This window comes from Amedibacillus sp. YH-ame6 (assembly GCF_053848845.1).
Map to the genome: position 1 here is coordinate 66,532 of NZ_JBSPEZ010000003.1, position 21,616 is coordinate 88,147.

21 protein-coding genes are annotated in these 21,616 nt (G+C 33.1%); 1 reads left to right on the forward strand and 20 read right to left on the reverse strand.

The window, feature by feature from the left end:
* Positions 1 to 108: 108 nt before the first annotated feature.
* The 12 genes from ACWG0P_RS03765 to ACWG0P_RS03820 form a co-directional block, all read right to left on the reverse strand.
* Positions 109 to 897, reverse strand: coding sequence for a histidinol-phosphatase (locus ACWG0P_RS03765; RefSeq protein WP_455800543.1), 789 nt, complete (start codon positions 895 to 897; stop codon positions 109 to 111).
* A gap of 17 nt (positions 898 to 914) precedes the next feature.
* Positions 915 to 1,790, reverse strand: a complete 876-nt coding sequence (locus ACWG0P_RS03770) for a YitT family protein (protein ID WP_455800544.1) — start codon at positions 1,788 to 1,790, stop codon at positions 915 to 917.
* 107 nt (positions 1,791 to 1,897) lie between these two features.
* Positions 1,898 to 2,335 (reverse strand): multidrug transporter, encoded by a 438-nt coding sequence (locus tag ACWG0P_RS03775; protein WP_455800545.1) that lies wholly within the window; start codon positions 2,333 to 2,335, stop codon positions 1,898 to 1,900.
* Between the two features lie 15 nt (positions 2,336 to 2,350).
* Positions 2,351 to 2,974, reverse strand: a complete 624-nt coding sequence (locus tag ACWG0P_RS03780; RefSeq protein ID WP_455800546.1) for a YczE/YyaS/YitT family protein — start codon at positions 2,972 to 2,974, stop codon at positions 2,351 to 2,353.
* 17 nt (positions 2,975 to 2,991) lie between these two features.
* A complete protein-coding gene (locus ACWG0P_RS03785; RefSeq protein WP_455800547.1) occupies positions 2,992 to 4,302 on the reverse strand; it encodes a family 4 glycosyl hydrolase in 1,311 nt (436 codons plus the stop codon).
* A gap of 251 nt (positions 4,303 to 4,553) precedes the next feature.
* Positions 4,554 to 5,783 (reverse strand): ATP-binding protein, encoded by a 1,230-nt coding sequence (locus tag ACWG0P_RS03790; RefSeq protein ID WP_455800548.1) that lies wholly within the window; start codon positions 5,781 to 5,783, stop codon positions 4,554 to 4,556.
* A 149-nt stretch (positions 5,784 to 5,932) separates the two neighbouring features.
* Positions 5,933 to 6,652 (reverse strand): purine-nucleoside phosphorylase, encoded by a 720-nt coding sequence (gene deoD / locus ACWG0P_RS03795; protein ID WP_455800549.1) that lies wholly within the window; start codon positions 6,650 to 6,652, stop codon positions 5,933 to 5,935.
* Entirely contained in the window at positions 6,652 to 7,263 is a 612-nt protein-coding gene (locus tag ACWG0P_RS03800) for an AAA family ATPase (protein ID WP_455800550.1), read from the reverse strand. The genes deoD and ACWG0P_RS03800 overlap by 1 nt, the downstream gene beginning before the upstream one ends.
* A 4-nt stretch (positions 7,264 to 7,267) precedes the next feature.
* Positions 7,268 to 7,585, reverse strand: a complete 318-nt coding sequence (locus tag ACWG0P_RS03805; protein ID WP_455800551.1) for a PTS lactose/cellobiose transporter subunit IIA — start codon at positions 7,583 to 7,585, stop codon at positions 7,268 to 7,270.
* A gap of 8 nt (positions 7,586 to 7,593) precedes the next feature.
* The gene (locus ACWG0P_RS03810; protein WP_455800552.1) at positions 7,594 to 7,890 is read right to left on the reverse strand and encodes a PTS sugar transporter subunit IIB; all 297 of its coding nucleotides are present in this window, start codon (positions 7,888 to 7,890) and stop codon (positions 7,594 to 7,596) included.
* Between the two features lie 12 nt (positions 7,891 to 7,902).
* Positions 7,903 to 9,843 carry a BglG family transcription antiterminator gene (locus ACWG0P_RS03815; RefSeq protein WP_455800553.1) on the reverse strand — a complete coding sequence of 647 codons (1,941 nt, stop codon included), beginning with the start codon at positions 9,841 to 9,843 and terminating at the stop codon, positions 7,903 to 7,905.
* Between the two features lie 51 nt (positions 9,844 to 9,894).
* Positions 9,895 to 11,193 carry a PTS sugar transporter subunit IIC gene (locus tag ACWG0P_RS03820; protein ID WP_455800554.1) on the reverse strand — a complete coding sequence of 433 codons (1,299 nt, stop codon included), beginning with the start codon at positions 11,191 to 11,193 and terminating at the stop codon, positions 9,895 to 9,897.
* A gap of 314 nt (positions 11,194 to 11,507) precedes the next feature.
* On the opposite strand from ACWG0P_RS03820, the gene ACWG0P_RS03825 reads away from it, so the two are divergent.
* Complete coding sequence (locus tag ACWG0P_RS03825; RefSeq protein ID WP_455800555.1) at positions 11,508 to 12,878, forward strand: NAD(P)/FAD-dependent oxidoreductase; 1,371 nt, start codon at positions 11,508 to 11,510, stop codon at positions 12,876 to 12,878.
* A gap of 74 nt (positions 12,879 to 12,952) precedes the next feature.
* Here ACWG0P_RS03825 and ACWG0P_RS03830 read toward each other — a convergent pair whose 3' ends face one another.
* From ACWG0P_RS03830 to ACWG0P_RS03865, 8 genes are all read right to left on the reverse strand, one after another.
* A complete protein-coding gene (locus ACWG0P_RS03830; protein ID WP_455800556.1) occupies positions 12,953 to 14,368 on the reverse strand; it encodes a PASTA domain-containing protein in 1,416 nt (471 codons plus the stop codon).
* 3 nt (positions 14,369 to 14,371) lie between these two features.
* Complete coding sequence (locus ACWG0P_RS03835; protein ID WP_455800557.1) at positions 14,372 to 15,031, reverse strand: ABC transporter ATP-binding protein; 660 nt, start codon at positions 15,029 to 15,031, stop codon at positions 14,372 to 14,374.
* Positions 15,032 to 15,042: 11 nt separating this feature from the next.
* Entirely contained in the window at positions 15,043 to 16,575 is a 1,533-nt protein-coding gene (locus tag ACWG0P_RS03840) for an ABC transporter permease (RefSeq protein ID WP_455800558.1), read from the reverse strand.
* A gap of 559 nt (positions 16,576 to 17,134) precedes the next feature.
* On the reverse strand, positions 17,135 to 18,100 hold the full coding sequence (locus ACWG0P_RS03845) for an Rpn family recombination-promoting nuclease/putative transposase (RefSeq protein WP_455800559.1): 966 nt from the start codon (positions 18,098 to 18,100) through the stop codon (positions 17,135 to 17,137).
* A gap of 127 nt (positions 18,101 to 18,227) precedes the next feature.
* Positions 18,228 to 18,917: an ABC transporter ATP-binding protein gene (locus ACWG0P_RS03850; protein ID WP_455800560.1), complete on the reverse strand. Its 690-nt coding sequence runs from the start codon at positions 18,915 to 18,917 to the stop codon at positions 18,228 to 18,230.
* Positions 18,911 to 19,630 (reverse strand): hypothetical protein, encoded by a 720-nt coding sequence (locus tag ACWG0P_RS03855; RefSeq protein ID WP_455800561.1) that lies wholly within the window; start codon positions 19,628 to 19,630, stop codon positions 18,911 to 18,913. Before ACWG0P_RS03855 ends, ACWG0P_RS03850 begins: the two co-directional genes overlap by 7 nt.
* Positions 19,627 to 20,868: a hypothetical protein gene (locus ACWG0P_RS03860; protein WP_455800562.1), complete on the reverse strand. Its 1,242-nt coding sequence runs from the start codon at positions 20,866 to 20,868 to the stop codon at positions 19,627 to 19,629. Before ACWG0P_RS03860 ends, ACWG0P_RS03855 begins: the two co-directional genes overlap by 4 nt.
* Positions 20,865 to 21,605: a hypothetical protein gene (locus ACWG0P_RS03865; RefSeq protein WP_455800563.1), complete on the reverse strand. Its 741-nt coding sequence runs from the start codon at positions 21,603 to 21,605 to the stop codon at positions 20,865 to 20,867. Before ACWG0P_RS03865 ends, ACWG0P_RS03860 begins: the two co-directional genes overlap by 4 nt.
* Between the last annotated feature and the right edge of the window lie 11 nt (positions 21,606 to 21,616).

The following is a 21,616-nucleotide window of genomic DNA, read 5'->3' on the forward strand; positions in this document are numbered from 1 at the left end:
TCTCAGTTTTGAGTCACTTGTGAATGAAAGCAGTTACACCCTTTCGTTCTTGTTTCTATGATTGCTAAGGTAAAATAAAAACATCCATTTACGGATGCTTTATGTATGCTATAGTTTGCTAGGAAAACTTAAATCATCAATGAAATCTAATGAAATCCCATATATGATTTCATCCTCAACAATCCTAAAACATTCTTTATCACTATATTTTTCTGGTTCATGTGCATCTAAACCATATAATACTTTTACTTTATATGTAGAAGCTATCTCCCAAAACTTACGATATGGATACAAATAACGATATTCATTTCCTCTTTGACACTTTCCATGTTTCAATCCATTTAAATTCAATTCTAATGGAACATGATAATCTTGTGCTGCTTTACAGATTATATGAGATGCCTCTTCACAGGCTTCATTCCATTCTTCTTTCCCAAACATAAATAAATCAGGATGTGCTACATAATCAGGCAATCCATCTACAATTGCTTTTTCTACCATCTTCGCATATAACAAAGTATCTTTATCTTCAAAATTGCGATAGAAGTCTGGCGCAAACAATGCAGGCTCGTGTTCTCCTAAAATAATATAATCAAAACGTTCTTTATTAGCTTTGATTTCATCCATTTGTTCTTGATAGTTTTCAAATTCAAGCCCAATTCGTATTTCTATTTGGTCTTTATATTTTTCTTGAAGATACTTTATAGAAGTCACATAATCTTCAAGTTCATAATCATGCATTCTTTCTCCTTTGATATATCCATCCTTATATGGCATATGATCAGAGAACCCTATCCTTTCAAATCCATTTTTTATAGCTTCTAATACGTAAGCTTCATCTTCTCCTACAGCATGTCCACATCTTGCTGTATGACAGTGATAATTAAATTTTTGCATAAAATCCCCTTCTTTCTTTATAGTTCTTCTTCATATGTAAATCCTAATCCCTGTACTTCATTCGCATTCATCACAATCACAAAGGCTTCTGGATCGATATGTGATACAAGCTTTTGTAGTTGTGGCAATTGTTTATTCACAATCACTACCATCAACACTGGTTTTTGTTCTTGAGAATATCCTCCTACCGCTTGAATAAGTGTCGTACCTCTTTCTAACGTTTCATGTATCTTGTCCATTATCTCACGATGATGTTCAGATACAATCATTACATTCTTCGCATCATGTCCACCAATCATCATGGTTTTATTGATCAACACACTACTTACCCAAACGGATAGTATTCCTGTTAAAGCTGCTTGCAGTCCATAAGTGGCTGCCCCTAACAAAACAGTCAACGCATCTACAATCAGCACAAGCCTAGGAAGTGGAATATGAGTATATTTGTTGATTACAAGTGGAGGAATATCCATTCCTCCCGTACTAGCTCCTGTACGAAATACACAACCAATTCCAATCCCCATCAATGCGCCACCATAAATGGTCGCAAGATATTTATCCATGATAAATGTATCTGGTGCGATATAATTCGCAGTTATATATGAAAATGAAGACAATAATAAAGGATAAGCAATCGTGCTTAAAATTGTCTTCATCGCAAATTTCTTACCTAAAATAAAAACACCAATAATAAATAAACCAACAGTTCCTATATTAATCATCATTTCTGGAGACAATGGAACTATCTTTTGCAAGGCAATCGCAACTCCTGCTAATCCTCCCGTCAATACATTATTGGGTAGTATAAACCACGCTACACCAATGGCTAGCGCAATATTACCAGCAAGTATCCAAAGGAATTCATACATAAATTCTTTTCTATTTATATTCATATAGTCACCTATAACCTTATACTTAAGTATTATATCACGAGCATTCATGAACTTAAAAGGTCAATTTAAATTTCCTTTCAAAAGAAAACTCTCAATTCATATGAGAGTTAATGTGTAAACAATTCTTGGATGAAAGATCGAGGTTCTACTTCTGGTGCGCAAATGCTTTTCGCACGTAAATCTCCTGATATCTCATCGCCTTTTCCATCACCTTCTTTTATTAGTAAATGGTTATCTTCCCACTTGGCAGATATATCATTTTTATACTCAAACATCTCCAAGTTTTTTATAACCATACGTAAAGATGACTCCGCGTGGATTCCACCGACTAAGTCTGTATATATTTCTTGGATTTTATTTTTTAAAGGGTATGTTTCCATTGTATTGCTATCATATCTAATCACATACTCAATTTCACTTTTAGCTGTTATTGATCCTATCGTAAACAAAGTCATCATCCATATACTCACTATGATAAAGAATTTCTTCATTTCATTCACCTCTACAAAAAGTATCGGCAAGATTTTTATTTTTAAACCTTTCATTCATAAAAAGTTTTTTTATGAGTCTCTCGATAGTTTTTTAATAAAGAATTGAATACTTGTACCCATACATATGATTGCTAATAGGGTTCCTAATGCTCCTGTTGCCCCTAGCAAAATACCAAGAATCGCAAAGGTGATATCACACAGAGTACGAACAATCCCAATACTTTTCTTAGTTTTATGACTCACACAGAAAACAAGAGCCTCATACGCACCCTTACCATAATCGGCTAATGCATATATCGCAATACCAAAAGCAAGTACCAACAAGCCCAATACACATAGAAGTATACTCATACTCAAAGAATCAATGGAAACCATATGAGAAGTCATAAAATCCGTTGTTAATGCGATAACAATCGGATTCAAAATGCTTCCTATATGAATCTGCTTTTTATCCATAAAGAAAACGAACACTAAAATAATCGCGCATATCAAAATATTTGCTTGCCCTACGGTAATCGACAATGTGTTTGAAATTCCTATCCAAAACAGTGTCATTGGATCACTCCCCACATTCGCCCATATCGTAAACGTGATACCAATGCCCATAATCAGTGAACCGATGATAACTCTCAGTAGCTTTCCTATTTGTACTTTTTCCATGTTTTCCTCCATAAGAAAGGACACTATCTTCATAGTATCCCATCCTTTATTTATTTTAATTCTGGCCAATATGCTTTATTCGCATCAATATAATCATCTAAGATAGCTTTCGCTACATGTGTAGATGGCACAATTGGATTCAATGTTAATGCCTCTAATGCTTTTTGATAACTTCCTTCTAAACAAGCTTCTACCGTTAAGGTTTCATATGCTTTCATCACTTCCATCAAACCTTTCTGGAAGGTAGGAATCGTTCCTACATTATATGGACGATAACCAGATGCATTGATAGTCGCAATACATTCAATAATAGCTCCTTGTGTAAAATTTGAAATAACTCCATCATTTGGCACGTTGATTATAAACTCTTCATTTGTATCATTCACAATGGCATTTACAATATTCACAATAAAATCCCCATGAATCGTATCTGTTAAGTCATTCCCTTTTGCACTGCCTTTTTTTACACCTTCTAAACATAATGCGAAAGTCTCTTTTTCACGGTGGTCAATACAGTATTCTCCACGAGTATAATTGATGTCTTCATCTTCAAACATTTCATCAGGGTAATAATAGTATTGTAAATAACTTACTGGTAAAGTTCCTGGGAAATGTTCCACAAATTGTTTTTGGCGTTTCGCCGTTCTTGCCCAACTCTCATCTGTTGCACTTCCAGTAAACATTCCGTTCACTTTTACATATTCACTTAATTCTGGTAGTTTATCAACACCAAATACGTCAAACATATTGGTGAACCACCCTAAGTGATTTAATCCAAAATAACGATAAGAGAAATCTTTTGTTGTCCCTTTCATAATCTTTGCCATATCACTTTGTTGCCAAGGTGGAACATCGCAAATACAAATGTTTCTCACTTCAGGTACTGCTCGCTGTATAGCTTCTGCCACGATTGCTGTTGGATTAGAATAATTAATAATCCATGCATTAGGTGCATATTTTACAACATCTTTTGCGATTTCAACCATTGCTGGGATTTCTCGCATAGCGAACGCGAACCCTCCAGGTCCACAAGTCTCTTGTCCAATCACACCATGTTTCATCGCAATCTTTTCATCCTGCACTCGTTGTGGAAGCATTCCTGTACGAATTTGAGCTAGTAGAAAATCCATCCCTACGAAGCCTTCCTCACGTTTTGTAGTCATGCATACTTCAATGCTAGGATCTACTTCTTTTACCATGATTCCCATGAAATCACCAGTGATATGAAGACGTTCTTCATGATCATCAATGAATACGATCTTCTTTAGAGGAATACGTCCTCTTTGTTCCAATAGAGAATTTACAATACCAGGGGTATATGCACTACCAGAACCAATAATTGCTACGGTGTACTTCTTCATAATAATATCCTCACTTTCTTGTGTAGTTATTATGATACTTCCATATAAATCGCTATTTCATAAGGAAACGTATATCCGTTAGGAAGTACAGCCAATACTTACAAAAATAGTATAGCGAAAAGATGAATGTAGGACAAATAAAAAATTTCCTATAAGAATAGGAAAGGATGAATATGAAATCCTATTTGAACAAACTCAGATTTTTTCGTAGTTTGTTCAAATAGAAATCGATTATCTTTTATTGCATTTCTCTATGTAACAATTAATTCTACTTCTCCCAATAAGAAATCAATGATATTAATATGCTTTATACCATCTTTACTCATATCTATTTTATCTAATGATAGAACATATTTAGGTGAAGAATCCGTAATTGGTTTAAATGCATTAAATTCTCTATCTATCGTTGTTTGGCTTGCCAATAAATACGATACTTGTATAAAGCATTTTTTCCCATCTTTAATTGCGACAAAATCTACTTCTCCTTTATATGTTTTTCCTGTAAATATTTGAAATCCTTTTAAAACAAGTTCATTATAAATGATATTCTCTAAATAAAATGTATCTTCAAAATTTATGGTATTTGTATTTATTGTTCGTAGCCCCATATCCACTGCATATTTTTTTTCTCGACTTTTTAATGCCTCTTTCCCAATGATATTATAACGCTTCACGCTTTTTATCAAGTATGCTTTTTCCATTTTTTCAATATAGTTATAAACCGTACCCCGTGTAATCGTTTTTTTATTATTGTTATTTTTATTATTATAATAATGAACAATACTATCTACAGATAATTCCTTTCCTGCATTGGACATGATATATAAGGAAATTTGTTTGAAAGCATCCTTATCAAAACTATTCGCATTTACCATAATGTCTTTTACGATAATACTTTCATATAAATTACTTAAATATTTACGTACAGCCTCTTCATTAAGAAATTCAAAACGTTGTGGAAAACCTCCCCACTTAATATAATCATATATATAATCTTCATTAAAATCTTTATTATTTCTTTCAAAATATTCTTTCATTTCTAAAAACGAAAAAGGTTGTATTTCAAAATCAATCGTTCTACCAGTAAGTAAAGTTGCAAGTTCGCCTGACAACAGCTTTGAATTACTTCCAGTTACAAATATTGATACATTTAGTGTAGCTTTAAAAGAAGCTATTGCTTTTTCGAAATTTTGAACATTTTGAATTTCATCAAGAAATATATAATATTTATTTTCATCTACCACTCGATTCTTGATTTCTGTATGCAAATTCTCTGCATTTTTTATGAACTCATAATCGAAATCTTCAAAATTGATATAGATTATATGATCTTTTAAAATACCACTATCTTCGATTTCCCTCATAATAGCCTCTAATAACTTTGATTTCCCACATCTTCTGATACCTGTAATGACTTTTATCAAATCAATATCATAATACTGTCTTATTTTTCTAAGATATCTCTCTCTTTTTATTAACATATTATCACCCCTTTTATTATAACATTAACATTAATTTATACAAGTCTATTTGAACAAACTTAAAATTTTTTGTAGTTTGTTCAAATAGGAATAAACAAATAGAGAATTCATATGTATTCCTATAATAGAAAAAGCAACCCTTTTTTGGGTTACTTTGCGTATTCTATAATAGATCCCAATGCCAACGTCATCATTGTATCGAACCTTTGTTCACGCGCTTGTGCGCTTACCTTTTCTTTCGTGATACTATGATCAGATACAGTAAGTAGGGTTGCGGCTTGTTTACCAGCACAATGTGCTATATGAAAGAGGGCGAAACTTTCCATATCAACACATAAGCAACCCTTATGTTCTACTAAATCAACAAGATCTTCTTTCACTTTATGGTAGAAACAATCACTTGTATGCACTCTTCCAATCTTCAAAGGAAACTGATGTTCCTTTGCACATGTAATAATGTGCTCATTTAGTTGTGGTTCACTTTCCACAATATGAAGATTTTCTCCACTGTATGTTGATGCATAGGTCGATTCACTATATGCACTCTGTGCTAAGAAAACGTCTAGCATTTGAAGTTGTGTGCTATATGCTCCACAAGAGCCAATACGAAGGATGATATCTACATCATATTTATGGTATAGCTCATGCGCATATATTCCCATAGAGCCACATCCCATACCACTTCCCATAACAGAAATGCGCTTTCCTCTATAAGTTCCACTAAAGCCTAGCATATTACGTATATCATTGAATTGTATGACATCTTTTAAATATGTTTCCGCAATATATTTGGCCCTTAAGGGATCTCCGGGCATCAATACAACATTCGCAATATCTTTTGCATCTGCACGATTATGTGCACTTGCCATTAAAACTGCCAGCCGTTAAAGGTAAAGGCTGTATCACTTACATTTTCAGGGTCATATTCTTTTAGAATTTCTTCATAACGTTCTTTATAGTTATTGTCAATTTCTGCTTGAGGAATAACAACACTTGCTTCATGTAAGAAATGGAAAGAATCTCTACCCATCGCTTGTCCGCGTTGTGTGTGCTTGTCTAATGCAACATCAGGAATTTCAGGAAGTTTTCCCATCGCAAATGATTTGATACAAATATTTTTTAAGATATCACTTGAACGATCTTTTTCACTCGCACACATGTAACGAATAGCGTGGATGAAATACATTGTACGATCATTATCAGCGTAGTCATAATTCAAACGCATTTGCGCTAAATTGTTCACCATAATTGCAGCCATAGGATTTCCCATACCAATATCTTCTACTGATATCGTAAGCAGTCTTCTCCATAGTTTTTCTTCTAATTGAGGAGATGAAATATATAATTCGTATGCGAACATACATGCTTGTTCTTCCAATCCTCTACGTACTGACTTTTGTAAAGCACTAATGACTTCATCACACGCATAACCATTACGTGTTGTAATTTTTGACCATGGGTCGTACATTGTTTTTGCCATAAACTTAATTTCTCTCCTTATATAGTTCCATAAATTCTTGAACCATGATTTTAATTGTTTCACAACTCATAAATTGATCTTCCGCATGCAATACGAGCATAGAAACTTGAGGTTCATTATCCATCGCTTCTTTTTGTAGAAGCGCTAAGTGTTTGTCATGCGCTTCTTTAAGGAAATTATCCCCTTCCTCTAGCTTTGCATACGCTTCTTCCACCTGTTGCTTCTTTGCCAGATGCATCGCCTGAATATATGTTGATTTTGCTGCACCTGAATAAGTAATAATTTCCATAGCTACAGCGCTTAATTTTTCTAAATCTGGCATGTTGACACCTATCCTTCCATTAACTTCTTTGCTTGTTCATATGTACCTTTTCCATCAGAAATTGCATATACACGCATATCCACAGCTTGTGTGGGAATACGTAGTTTTCCTTTTACTTCTTCTACTGCATACATAATTTGAGGTGCCACTAAGCATACATCCCATTTTCCAATCTCATCAGAAATACTTGCGCTACTAACTGCTTGTACTTCTGCACTATCGTTGACACTTTGTGCATATTCTTTAATCTTTTTTACAAGTATAGAACTTGACATTCCTGCATTACATACAACTAATATCTTCATTTTGAGTTCTCCTTAATCTTTCATGATTTGTATAATTCTCTCAAGATAATCCATAACTTCCTCTGGTGTCTTCATTTCCAATAACATTTGAATCAAACTTGGAGTCGTCGCAATCATATTGATTAGATTATATATATACTTTAAATCCGCATCAATTTTTGGTTCAAATGCAGATACAAACATAATACATACAGGGTTTGTATCTTTTAAGATGTTACTTTTTACGATTACCATCATAATCGCATCCTCACTTGCTGTATTCATCAAGGGGTGAGGCATAAAACAACCATTTTCGATATGCGTAGGATATACTTTTTCTCGGGAAATGATATCCTCCACAAATCGAGGTGCATCTGTTATTTTATGATGGTTTTCTAATAAGGTTGCACTTCTTTTTAAAATCTCTTCATAACTTATATCCTCTTCTATGATAAGGATTCTATCTTTTGAGAATACCTTATGAAAGATGGATGCACTTTGTGATAACATTGCTCGACGAGATATAAAGTTTTCAATCTGTACTCGATCAGCTTCATAAGGAAGCTGTTGTATTTCAATGACAGGTATATTTAGTTTCTTTTCAAGTGCAATGTTACTGATAATCAAATCAACGTTTTGATTCTTTATCTCTCCTTCTAATTGATAGGTAGAAACATTTCCCATCACTTGTACACGTTCTTTAAATTCTTGATGAATCCATGTTTCGATAAAACTTGCGAAGCTTTGCGTCGTACCATATACAATAAGTACTTTAATACTTGTATTTTGTACTTTAAGAAACGGTTGAATGTAAAGGGCTAAAAATGATATTTCATCTTCCTTCATATATAAGTTATATTTCTTATGTACAATTGGCACAATTAACATCGCTATCTCATAAGCAAATGCATAGGTTGTTTTTACTTCTTGTAGTAATGGATTGATCAATTGATAATCCATAAGTAATCGTTTGATCGCAAACTCTAAATGGCTCTTAAAGTTTTCAAATAAGGAAGGCATTGATTCAAAATCCAAATTATATTTACTCTTCATCTGCTCTACAAGTTCATGAACAATTGCTTCATTCGATGTAGAAAGAAGGGAAGGGTTTTGATTAGAAAATAAACCTAGTGTCTCCATATAGTTTTGTAGTAAGGACATATCTTCTACTTCCATGGTGTAATGCAAATCACGTAGTAGTGTATGTAGCATAGCATGTAAAGGCTCATTGTTATGTTGCAGGTGTACATGCTCTTTGATATAGCATTTATCTTCACATCGTGTAATGGTAAAGAGTACCATCCAACTAACAACAAATAACATTTGATCTGGTATATTTACATTATGTGTTTTACAATACCCACTCATATAATCTACGATATCATAAATTTCTTCCACATCGATAAAGTCTTTGACGAGTTGATATAAATGAATATCTACTAATTTATTCGATAAATAAATTTCTTCTTTTACAATGCGATAAAGTAGTGTTCGTAGTGCGACTTCATCAGACTTTAAACAAAGCTCACCATTCTCCAACAACAATCCATCATAATGGAATAATTTTTTTAAACTTTTTTGAAAGGATGTAATGTCTTTATATATCGTTTGTTCAGATACGAAAAGTTCACTCGCAATATCATATAAGCTTACACTCTCTCGATGAAAGAGTTGTCCTAATATGTAATACTTTCTCTCCATTGGAGTAGAGGCAATTTGCTTATGGTCAATTGCCTCCATCAATGTTATGCAATCTTTTACTTTTTCAACACTATCTTCTACAATGAAATAACCAACTCGCTTACTAGAATTAATCATACAGTGATTATTCATAAGACAAACATTTATACTAGCAATATCATTACGTATCGTCCTTGAACTCACACTTAACTCTTTTGATATATTGGTGGCATTGACACCCTTTGGATGTTTTAAAATCATTTCGACGATTTTCTTCTGGCGTTCACTTAACATAAGCGTATCCCTCCATAGATTATAACTACATTATAACCTATTGTAACCGTTCTAGTTCTTTGTTTCTGCTAATTTTTGTGCTTCCGCATTTTCTGCCTCAAGTTCTCTTTCTTTACGAAGCTCATCTGCCTCCATGGCTTTAAAGAATGGATAATAGAAGACCCCCATTAAACATACGGAGAATATCGCAAGAGCTGCTGCTTTCCAATCTAATGTTAATAAGAAAGCCTGAAAGCCTGGTGGCAAGAAGCCTGGTGCTTCCCATAAAGGAAGTGATACTAAACCATATTGCATACATAGATATGTAATAATAGAAACAATAACTGGACCAAATACAAATGGTATAAACATAAATGGATTCATAATCATTGGTACACCGAAGATAATTGGTTCATTGATACCAAAGATAGATGGCACAATACCAATCTTACCTATAGAGCTCAATGATTTTGCTTTCGAGCGCATCATCATAATGACTAGCAATAAAGTTAATCCTGAACCACTTACTTGTAAGAAACCATAATAGAATCCAAAGGTAAAGATATGTTCTGGTGCTTGTCCAGCAGCTGTCATAGCTGCATTTTGTGTTGCATAACTAATTGCAAACGGTGCCCAAACACTTGAAGTAATAGCAGCCCCATGAAGTCCAAACACCCATAATAATTGTGTTAGTAATACGATAAGAGCTACTGCCCATACACTATCCATTGAAGAAATAGCAGGGGCTAATAAACTAATAATAATTTTAGGGAAAGCAGTGCCTCCAAACTCAGTACAACACATTGCCACTGTAGAAGCAACAATCACATTGACTGCAAGTGGGAATAAGATAGAGAAACTTTCCGCAACCATTGATGGAACACTATCTGGCATTTTTAATACTAAATGATATTTAGCCATCAAACGAGTAACTTCTACAACAAAGATAGATCCAATGATACTAACGAACAGACCTTCCGCTCCCAAGGAAGATACATCCCATCCACCTTCGCCTAATCCAACACATAGAATCAACTGCACAAGTACAGCAGAAACCCCAATTAAGGAAGATTTCATATCATAACGTTTTGCCAAAGAATCTGCGATAAAGAATGCAGAGAATAAAGACATAATGTTTGTGGTAAAGTAAGTAGGAAAGTTAAAGATATCAATATGAGCATTGACCCAATCGCCTACACCTCCTCCAATCATATTTCCAATTCCGATAGGAATCATACAGAAGCTTCCAATGATAATAATTGGAATAATTGCGATGACCCCATCTTTTACCGACTGCAAATGTTTTTGCTTTTCTAATTTCATGGCGATCGGAAACAGCCATTTCTGTAATTTGTCTTGTAGCGTTTTCAAAGTTATTTCTCCTTTCAACTTTGGTTTTACCAACTTGTTACACTTTTAGTTTACGTATAATTATAATGTTGTGCAAATATTCCTTTTCCCCTTGCTTAGGAAAGAGGAATATAAATCCACTATGTTTCTCGTATTATATATAAAGTCCCTTTATTTATAGGGTTTTTATTTGTTCCATAAAGGATAAAAAAAGAACTATGTATTATTTTTTTGCTTTTTCACTAGCATTTTTATTATAATATGATAGAATACCGTAGGAAACGTACCCTAATTTACGAGGTAAGACAATGAACAGCATTGTAGGAGGTCATGATATGAATTATGATTTATTGATTGTTGGAGCTGGTCCTGGTGGAATTTTTTCAGCCTATGAAGCTTTAAAGCTTGATCCAGAATTGAAGATTGGTTTATTTGAAGCAGGAAATCCGTTAGAAAAAAGGAAATGTCCTATTGATGGAGTAAAGATTAAATCTTGTATTAACTGCCCAAGCTGTGCAATTATGAATGGATTTGGTGGTGCTGGTGCATTTTCCGATGGAAAATATAATATTACAAACCAGTTTGGTGGAACTCTATATGAATATATTGGAAGAAAAGAAGCCATCGATTTAATGGAATATGTTGATGAAATCAACACTAGTAATGGAGGAGAGAAAACAAAATTATACTCTACTGCCAATACACATTTAAAGAAACTATGTATGCAAAACGATTTACACTTACTGGAAGCAAGTGTACGTCACTTAGGAACAGATATTAACTATATTGTTCTACAAAATTTATATGATCAATTAAAGGATAAAATTGATATTCACTTTAATACACATATTGATAAAGTAGAAAAATTGGAAGATGGATATAAATTACATTGTAAAGATGCTTCCTTTACAGGTAGCAAATGTATCATTTCTACTGGAAGAAGTGGAAGTAAATGGATGGGTAACATCTGTGAATCATTAGGTATCAAAACAAAAAGTAATCGCGTTGATATCGGAGTCCGTGTAGAGCTTCCTTATCAAATATTCTCTAACCTTACAGATGAATTATATGAAAGTAAGATTGTATATCGTACGGAAAAGTTCCAAGATAAAGTGCGTACCTTCTGTATGAATCCAAAAGGTGTTGTAGTAAGTGAGAATACAAATGGTATTGTGACTGTAAATGGACATAGTTACGATGATCCATCATTATATAGCGAGAATACAAACTTTGCATTATTAGTTAGCAATCATTTTACTGAACCATTTAAGAATAGTAATGAATATGGAGAAAGCATTGCTCGTTTATCAAATATGTTGGGTGGTGGAGTTATCGTTCAACGTTTTGGTGATTTAATCCGTGGACAAAGAAGTACCGTTTCACGTATCAGTGAAAGTTTTGTAGCTCCTACCTTATCCGCAACTCCTGGAGATTTAAGTTTAGTCATCCCAAAAAGACAATTAGATGATATTATCGAAATGATTTATGCTTTAGATAAAGTTGCTCCTGGTACTGCCAATGATGATACTTTACTGTATGGTGTAGAAGTAAAATTCTATAACTTAGAAGTAGAAATCGATAAGAACCTAGAAACAAAACATAAAGGATTATTCGTTATCGGTGATTGTAGTGGTGTAACACACTCCCTATCACATGCTAGTGCAAGTGGTGTTTATGTTGCTAGACATTTATACCAAAAAGATTAAAATTATGTAAAAAAGTATGGTTGGTAAGCAACTGCTCACTACCATACTTTTTATCTGTCATACATTAATGAAAGTTACTTCCCTTTTGAAATGCTCACATAGATTTTTGTCCCAATATCAACAAAATTCGCTTTTGCACTTGCTGTTATAATAGAGCCTTTTGGTTCTTCTGATTCAACTTCTTGTACTTCATAGGATATATTTGCACCTTGCGCATTCATTTCACGAATAGCTTGGACAAGTACATATAGATCTTGTCCATCATAGTTCGCAATATAGGGTTTTCCAGATGAATATATAAGTACAACAGTATCTCCTTTTACTTCTGTACCAACAGGTAATGATTGTGATATCAATTGTCCTGCACTAACTTGATTATGATAATATTTAATCGTAGTAATTGGAACATTTTGTTTTGTTGCCTCAATTGTTGCCTGTGTTTCATCTAGTCCACTAAAATTAGGTACGTAGGATATCTTCCCTTTTGATACTACAATTTTAATGGTATCATTCTTTGCGATTTTTGTCTTTGGTGCAATCTCTTGAGATATTACATTTCCTTCCATAATAGTTGCATGTCCTTGTTCAACATATTCAACTTTTACGTTTTTTTCACTAGCCCAAGTATCTACTTCTCCTTTGGATTTGTTTTTAAAGTCAGGAACTACAATATCTTTTTCAAACACTTCTTTTCCTTTGGATACGATAATAGTCAGTTTATCTTTTCTTCGATAATTACTTCCATCAATACCTTCCGTCTTGAATGTGACCGAGATGACTTTACCACTTTCAACTTCTTCATTAAATATCTTTTCTATCGTGACATTGTTTGCTTTATTTTTATCTTTCCAAGCCTCGATTTCTATTAGCTTCATCTTTGTGAAGTCAGGAAGTTTTACGGTTTCATCTGGATTGGCACCTTTAGAAACGACTACCTTAAAGCTACTGCCTTTTTGAACGGATGTACCACTCTTCTTTGATTGTGATATAATCATCCCTTCATCAGCTTTTATACTAAATTCGCTTGTTGAATCCAATTCAATTTTATTCTTCGCTGCCCATACTTCTACTTCATTCAAATCTTTTTCAAGAGCAAAACTAGGAACTGTAATTTTATTTGCTTGTTGATATATAAAGAATCCACTTATGCATATTACAATAATAATCACAAGAGAAATAATCATTGTAATTCTTCTCTTTTTTATTCGATCATCATCTCGTATTAACCGTTCCTCTTTTGTATTGCTTGTCTGGAAAACATGTTCATCCAATGGTTTTTTTATAACACTTGGATTTTTCTCAATCTCAACCATTTGAGTTTCTTCACTAAGTGGTTCTAGGAATTCCTCATAGGTTCCCTCTATTGGTTGCTCTACCTCGATTTGCTCTTCTTGCGTATCTATGTTTGATGATGGATGAATCGTATCGTTGGTTTCACTTTTAAACCCGTCATATTCTCCTTGTGAAAACTTCTTCAAAAATCCACTCATACATTATCCCTCACTCGACAAGTTTATCACGACATCCGCTTGTTTCGCAATTGCTTTGGAATGTGTCACTACAATTACACACTTCTCATGTTTCTTTGCTAACACACTGAATATATTGATAATAGATTCTTCTGTAGTAGTATCTAAATTACCTGTTGGTTCATCTGCTAGAATGATATCCACATCCGTTGCCAATGCTCTTGCAATAGCAACACGCTGTTGTTCACCACCAGATAGCTTTGTAACTAGTCGATTTGCTTTGCTTTTTGTAATTCCTAAAAAATCTAAAAGATTATATGCAACATTTTGTTGATCACTGATTTGATTATCGGTAATACTCATCGCTGTAAGTAAATTCTGGTGCGCACTCATATATGGCACAAGATTAAACGATTGAAATACCATTCCTACATTATTTCTACGATAACTGTTCAACCCAATTTGTTGAATGTCCTTTCCTTCATACTTTACAACACCATTGGTTTGTTTATCCATACCACTAAGAATGGATAATAAGGTTGTCTTTCCTGAACCAGATTCCCCTAGTATTGCATAAAATGTACCCTTCTCAAAGGTATATGATAAGTCTTGGAATATATATCTCTTTGCATCTCCATCTTGATAATAGTATTCAAGGTTACTTATTTCTAATATATTTTTCATTTGCTTTCTCCTCACATCAATATTTTCTTTGGACTTAAACGTAATAAGTACAATACAGTTGTGAATTGTGCAACAATAATAGTCGCGAACATTGTTCCATAGAAGATCAATATGGTGGAAACTGCAAAACCACCACTATATTGTTGACTAATCATTTCAGGCGTAATATTGGGTGAAGAGCTACTTGATGAAATAAAGCCACCAATCATATCATCGCTTGGAGCTAATAGTGATTGCATTGCATTATCTGCTAACATATTCGAAAATATAATGGATGTAAAAATTGCAAGTGACGCACCAATGAGTGCTACAATCAATGTTTCCGCTAATAATTGTCCAATAATTTTCGTTTTACGTTCTCCTAATGCTAAGAAAATCCCCATTTCTTTTTGGCGTAGATACATAAATATACAGAGAACTAGTGCCAAAATGACTATACTAGCAACCACTGTAACAATGAAAATTGTATCTAGCATTCCTCCCATTGTCTTTAAAGGTTTCGCTGCGACATCATAAGCATCTGAAGCACTCAATATGCTATAGCTCTTTTCAGGGAAAATATCTAAAGCTTCTTCCTGAAAATCCTTCAAATATTTCATATCTTTTAATATAAATTGTGGTTGAACATAGCCCACAAAAGCATTACTTGATTCTCCATTTTCTTCCGCTTGCTCTGGATTAATTTCATTATGTGCTGCCATTGTCTCTTCATTTATTTTATTTATCGCTGCATTTGGTGCATACAATTGGTTTGTCATCCAAGAAAGTTGAAAGTATTCATCTGCTAATTTGCTAATATCTCCAGATTGCGCCTTCTTTAAAAATTCTTCAAGCTTCGTTATTTCTATAATCCCAGCTACTTCAAATTCATAATTTAATATTTTTGCTGGTTTGACTTCTCCGTTTTCAGGCATAACCTCTTCAAAGTCCTTTGTGTTAAAAATCTCAGAATTTAAAATCATTTTAGAACCTACTTCTAAACCATTCGTTTCTGCGAATTGCTTAGGAATCAATACTTTAAAATTTCCTTTTTCTATGTCACTTTGACTAAACCCTTTGCCATTTAGTAATTTACCTTCTCCACTCTCTTCAGGTTTCACAGATAATTGTGTACCAATCATGGAAAGTACAATTCCATTCCCTGACATGGATGTCCCAGAACTAAAACCACCTTGAAGTTTCTCTAATTGTTCTTTGGTTAGAATTTCTGCTTCTTTAAACTCCTTCGGTGCAGTTAAACCAGTCGATTGTGAGTAATCAAACGTCTTCACGATATCTTTTGTACGATCATAAAGCTTTGTTGCCATATCTGCTGTAAGAGGGGGTATCTTAACATTCTCCTCTGACCATATATCTTGATTATAATCAATAGAAACCGTTGGTGATAGTTGTGATAACACGCTATCCTTTGTACTTTTAATTGATGTATTTACCGATAGCGTTGTCAATAATACATTCGCCAAAATAAATACAATCACAAGTAATATAATACTGTTTACCTTTCGTTGTAAAACGCTTATCCATGCTCTCTTTAAGACTCCCATTTCTTTCCTCCTATTGTATAGTACATTACGAATTTCAGATTATGCAAATGATTATCTTTTACCTAATCATGCATTTACACAAGTCAATTTTCTTCCCTTTAAGTATAAATAAACTTTCTAAAGAATCCTTTTATGATTATCTAAAGATTTTATAAAGAAGTAAAAAATTTTGCTTTGCATATCTAGCGGGTATATACTTTCCCATCCCCCTCATAAGCATCCATACTATTATACTTATCATACGGTATAAATACATATTATGCAATGCATTATCTTTCCTAATACGTGCCCCTTTTATAAATCTTAATATTTATTTTCCCCTCTCAAATAAAGAAACGTGCATATTTCTAGGATTATTTATCAAAGCTTGCTAGAAACCATGAGTTTTTATTTTCTGTAACTCGATAATCTTAAATTTTCTTAAGTATCATGCGTAATATTTAGCATTCATATCGAATACGCATTGAAACAAAAGTTTTCGTGTAATGTTAGTAACCTTGAACTGTAGTGATAAAAAAAGTATGAAACGTAAGCAATCACCTACTCTCATACTCTCTAATTAGTATTTTCTTTTTAGTTCATCCAATGTTTCACATTCTAGTATGGATGCTAATATAGCTTGAATTTCATCTGTTGTTTTAGTAGAAAGCCATTGTGTCTCATCTTGGTTGTATTTTAACTTGATAAGGTAAAGTGTGCTCTCAAGTTGCCCTCTCGCTACTCCTTCTTTTATCCCTTCTTTTATTCCCTCTTTTATTCCCTTTTCAATCCCTTTTTCCATACCCTGCTCTAAAGCTATCTGAGTTCTTTCTTCTAACTGATTTTCCGCTCTCATTTCTCCCATTTCAATTGCCATTGCGATGGACCAAAGATCTTCATCATCTTGCATGTGTTCATATTTTTCCATGATTGCTTTCACCAACCTTTCATCTGATTTCAGTATAGCACGATTCTCACTGTTTTTAAATAGATAACAAAGTTGTTCAAATCCACTCATATGTAAGGTTCCTTTTTCTTTCGCAATACGATTGATAACTGGCAAATGAATAAAAATACTTTTCAAAAGAGAATCGCCACCCATAGGATCTCCATCTTTATTCATTAACTCATATTTATTGATTAAATTCTCATTACATAAGGCAACTGCATCTACAAATACTATTTGATATACATGTTTTAGCTTTTTGTAATTATCCCCTTTTCTCAACTGATTTGATAACATTCTAGTCAAATACAATTGGAATCTTTTATTATCCATACTTCCAATATAAGTTGTCTGCATTTCAATATCATATTCATTATTTTGTTCATCCTTTACATGAACATCTAAAACAACTCCTTTTTTACCAATAATCTTCGCATCCAAAATAGGATTTAAAACTTTGCTTTCTTTGGGATGAATTCCTGTGAGTTCTTCAATAATGGAGTGTCGAATGAATATCGACGTTTCATCATCTGCGCTTAATGCATACTTAAAAAACACATCATTACAAAAATTTACTTCTTTACATCTCGTAATCACCATTGTGATACCTCCTTATGAAAGGACATACCCTTTCAATATATATATACGAGATGGAATTCGAAAATCCTAAATATTCTTCGTATTCGCAATATTTTCTTTATTTTCACATAATCCCAAGTAAATTATCCTAATATTTTATTGGCCGATACTTATCCATCAGCTTCTTGATATCCATTCCTTTGTCATATAAATCATCCATCATGACATCCTCAACAATTTTACCCTTTTCCATCAATATACAACGATCTACAACTTGTTCAATTTCTTCTACATTATGTGTTGTCAATACAATGACTTTATCATCCTGTACTTGTTCAATCAAAAGCTTAATTACATCTTCTTTCGCATATACATCAAGCCCAGTAAAAGGCTCATCCAAGATCATAAGTTTGGCATTCATTGAAAATCCTGCCGCAATTTCCACTTTCATCTGTTGTCCTTTTGAATAATTTTTTATTTTATCGTATACATCAATTTCAAAACGTTCCAATAGCTTTGTATATTTCACACTATCAAACGCTTCATAATAACGTCGCAAGAAATCTCCATATTGATATGCATTCATAGCCGGAAGAAAGCTTCCCTCTTCGCTGATAAAGGCAACTTTATCATATTGTTTATCCACTGCATCATCATGGAATGTAATCTTTCCACCATCTATGGCAACCAAATTTAAAATCGCTTTTAACAGTGTGGTTTTCCCACACCCATTTCTTCCTAGGATTCCCGTAATCTCTCCTTCACGTACTTCAAGATTCATATTACGGACTCCTTTATTTTGATAATATAACTTACTTACATTTTCTATTTTTAACATGCGGAAACCTCCTTCCATAATGTCATACACAACTTAAAACAACCTACAATTACTATAATACATAATACAATGTTTATAGTAATTGTTATTTGAAATGCATAGTACAAGATGAAAATACATGCGATAAAACACATCACTTCAAACAATTTTATACGTCTTCTAATCGCAACAAACGATAAACAAACACAATTCTCTACGACCATAACCAACAACAACAAATTCAGCAGATAACCTGATAGCTTCATTGGTATCAAAAGATTTGTTATTTCAGTTTGTTGAATGACTTGTACAACACTTGGTTTCGCCAAGTATACAAATGCCTTCGCTTTATCTAATGCCTCCAACTTCATTTCAATTTGAAAGCATAGACAAACTACATAAATCACATACAAAGCTATAACACTCATTGCGATGAAACATACATCTCCAATAATGAATGCTTGTTTCTTATTGGTAAGAATACTCCAACGAATACTCCCTCTTTTATAATCTGCATAAAGTTTAAACGATTGTGCAACGATAAGAAATAATGCAATCATCAAAAATAACTTAGCATCATCTCGATATAGTACATAGTCCACATCTATAGTTATACCTTCATTAAAATAATAAGATCTTGGAAAAGCAAAAATCACAAACAAGCCATAAAGAACCCAAACACTACGCATTCTACAGAAACGATGCTTAATTTGATTTAATATGAGCTTTTTCATGACTCATTCCTCTTGAAGCTAGCAGAGTTAGGATATATATTGAATAAGTTTGAGGCATTATAATCATCCGCATCATATAGATTTAACACTCCACGATAACGAACCTTTCCCTCTTTCACTGTTTGAACTTCATAACCTATTGTTTCATAATAAGAGGAACCATCTTTGTCTGCTAGACTAACTTGTGTTCCTATTAATAAGAACAAAGTCTTATTTTTATATATCATATCGCTTATATAGCTAGAATTACCTTCTTTATCTTTTGGTATTACGTAAGTATCAATTATTTCTAATGTATTTTGATCAATAACGTAAACTTTATCGAGAGTTTGAGCTAATAAGAATGTATTGTTACTTTTTAAATAAGACACATCTAGTTTTATATCATAAGCTAATTCATTGATGAAGTTGCCTTCTTTATCATATTGCATAAGATAGGATTTATCTTCTATATGGCTCACTACAAATATTCGATCCTTCGTTTGAAGGAGTCTATCGTAGTATCTTCCTTCAGGTAGTTCTACAAAATCAGAAACTTTCGCCTTAACTTGATAAGAATTTGTTGTTGTGCTTTTATCTTCAATGCTTATTCTATATATATGGTTTTTACCAGACATAAGAGAATTCGTCGTTGGTAGAAAGTAATACAAATTTTCATTTGCCTTTTCCAACTTATCATACGTAGTTTGATCTCCTTCTCCATCTTTATAATCTGATTCATATCCCTCTTCAAAATATCCATCATTACATGATACTTTATATTTGTAGATTGAGTGCTGATCGCCAGTTAGATAGGACATATCAGTTTCAATTTCTAAAGTTTTTCCATTTTCATCTATCATATCGTGAACTGTATAAATAATTGGAACTGGATTTTTTTCTAGAATCTTTTCTACTTTGCACTCTCCATCAGATGATCTAGCAGCTACGATATTGCCTGGATTTAAATTCGTACTTATACTTTCTCCAGATCGAAAATCTTGATACAAATCTTTGTTATATTCCATCGTATGACTAACTTTTCCTTCTTTATTTTTCACTTGTATTGCTGTTGTATTTGTGTCGGAATACCCTATAGAATTTATGAATTCCACGTTGAATTCCACATCTTTCAAATCCGATATATTTCCTTTTATAGTTTTAAACTCAAAATCAAGATTGGACGGAATAAATGCTACACATATCATAAGCAATATAAAGACTGCCATAGGTAAACAATATAACATTATTTTCTTCATGATGCTCTCCCCTTCCTTTTAAACAGTTTATATAGTTTATAATTGGAATATAGGATAATTCCTAGCAGCTCTACGATCTGTGCTATATTAGTTACATAGTAAGGTGTTCGTTGATACGCCTGACTCGCAGTTACATTATTGATTATCATACTTATAAAGAAATAAATAATTAAAACTATATAAACCGTTATCTTTGTATCTGTATCTGCACTTGCCATCAAGATAAGCACAGTAACATAGGTCAACATTCCAAACATTAAAAGTGTCTTACAAAAGTTTATAATGGTAAATGGTGCTAATCCCTTCATCACTTCATTTCCTGTCGTGACCAAAAACAAGAACTTTAAATCCCATGTATGTGCAAGTGCATTTCCAAGTATCCAAGCCAATCCTACCGCGCAAAATAACAAAGCGTAACTAAAACCGACAAATAGTAACTCACTATATACCAAACTCATCTTTGGAATGGGTAATAAGCGAATACGATTGAAAGATCCTTCTTGAATAACTTTTTTGAATCTTCTTTTATGCATGAAAAATAGAATTAACACAAATAACCCTATATAAGATAAGTAAAAGGTACTGCTTGCGAGTGTCATTTTCATAAACGTTATACTTGAAGATGATGACCTATACACTTGAAAAAACAAAAGTATAAACACCACCGCAATAAGAATCAAAATTTTCTTCAAATAAGATTTCCCTGCGATATCTATCAATTCACTAATATATTTCATATAATCTCCCT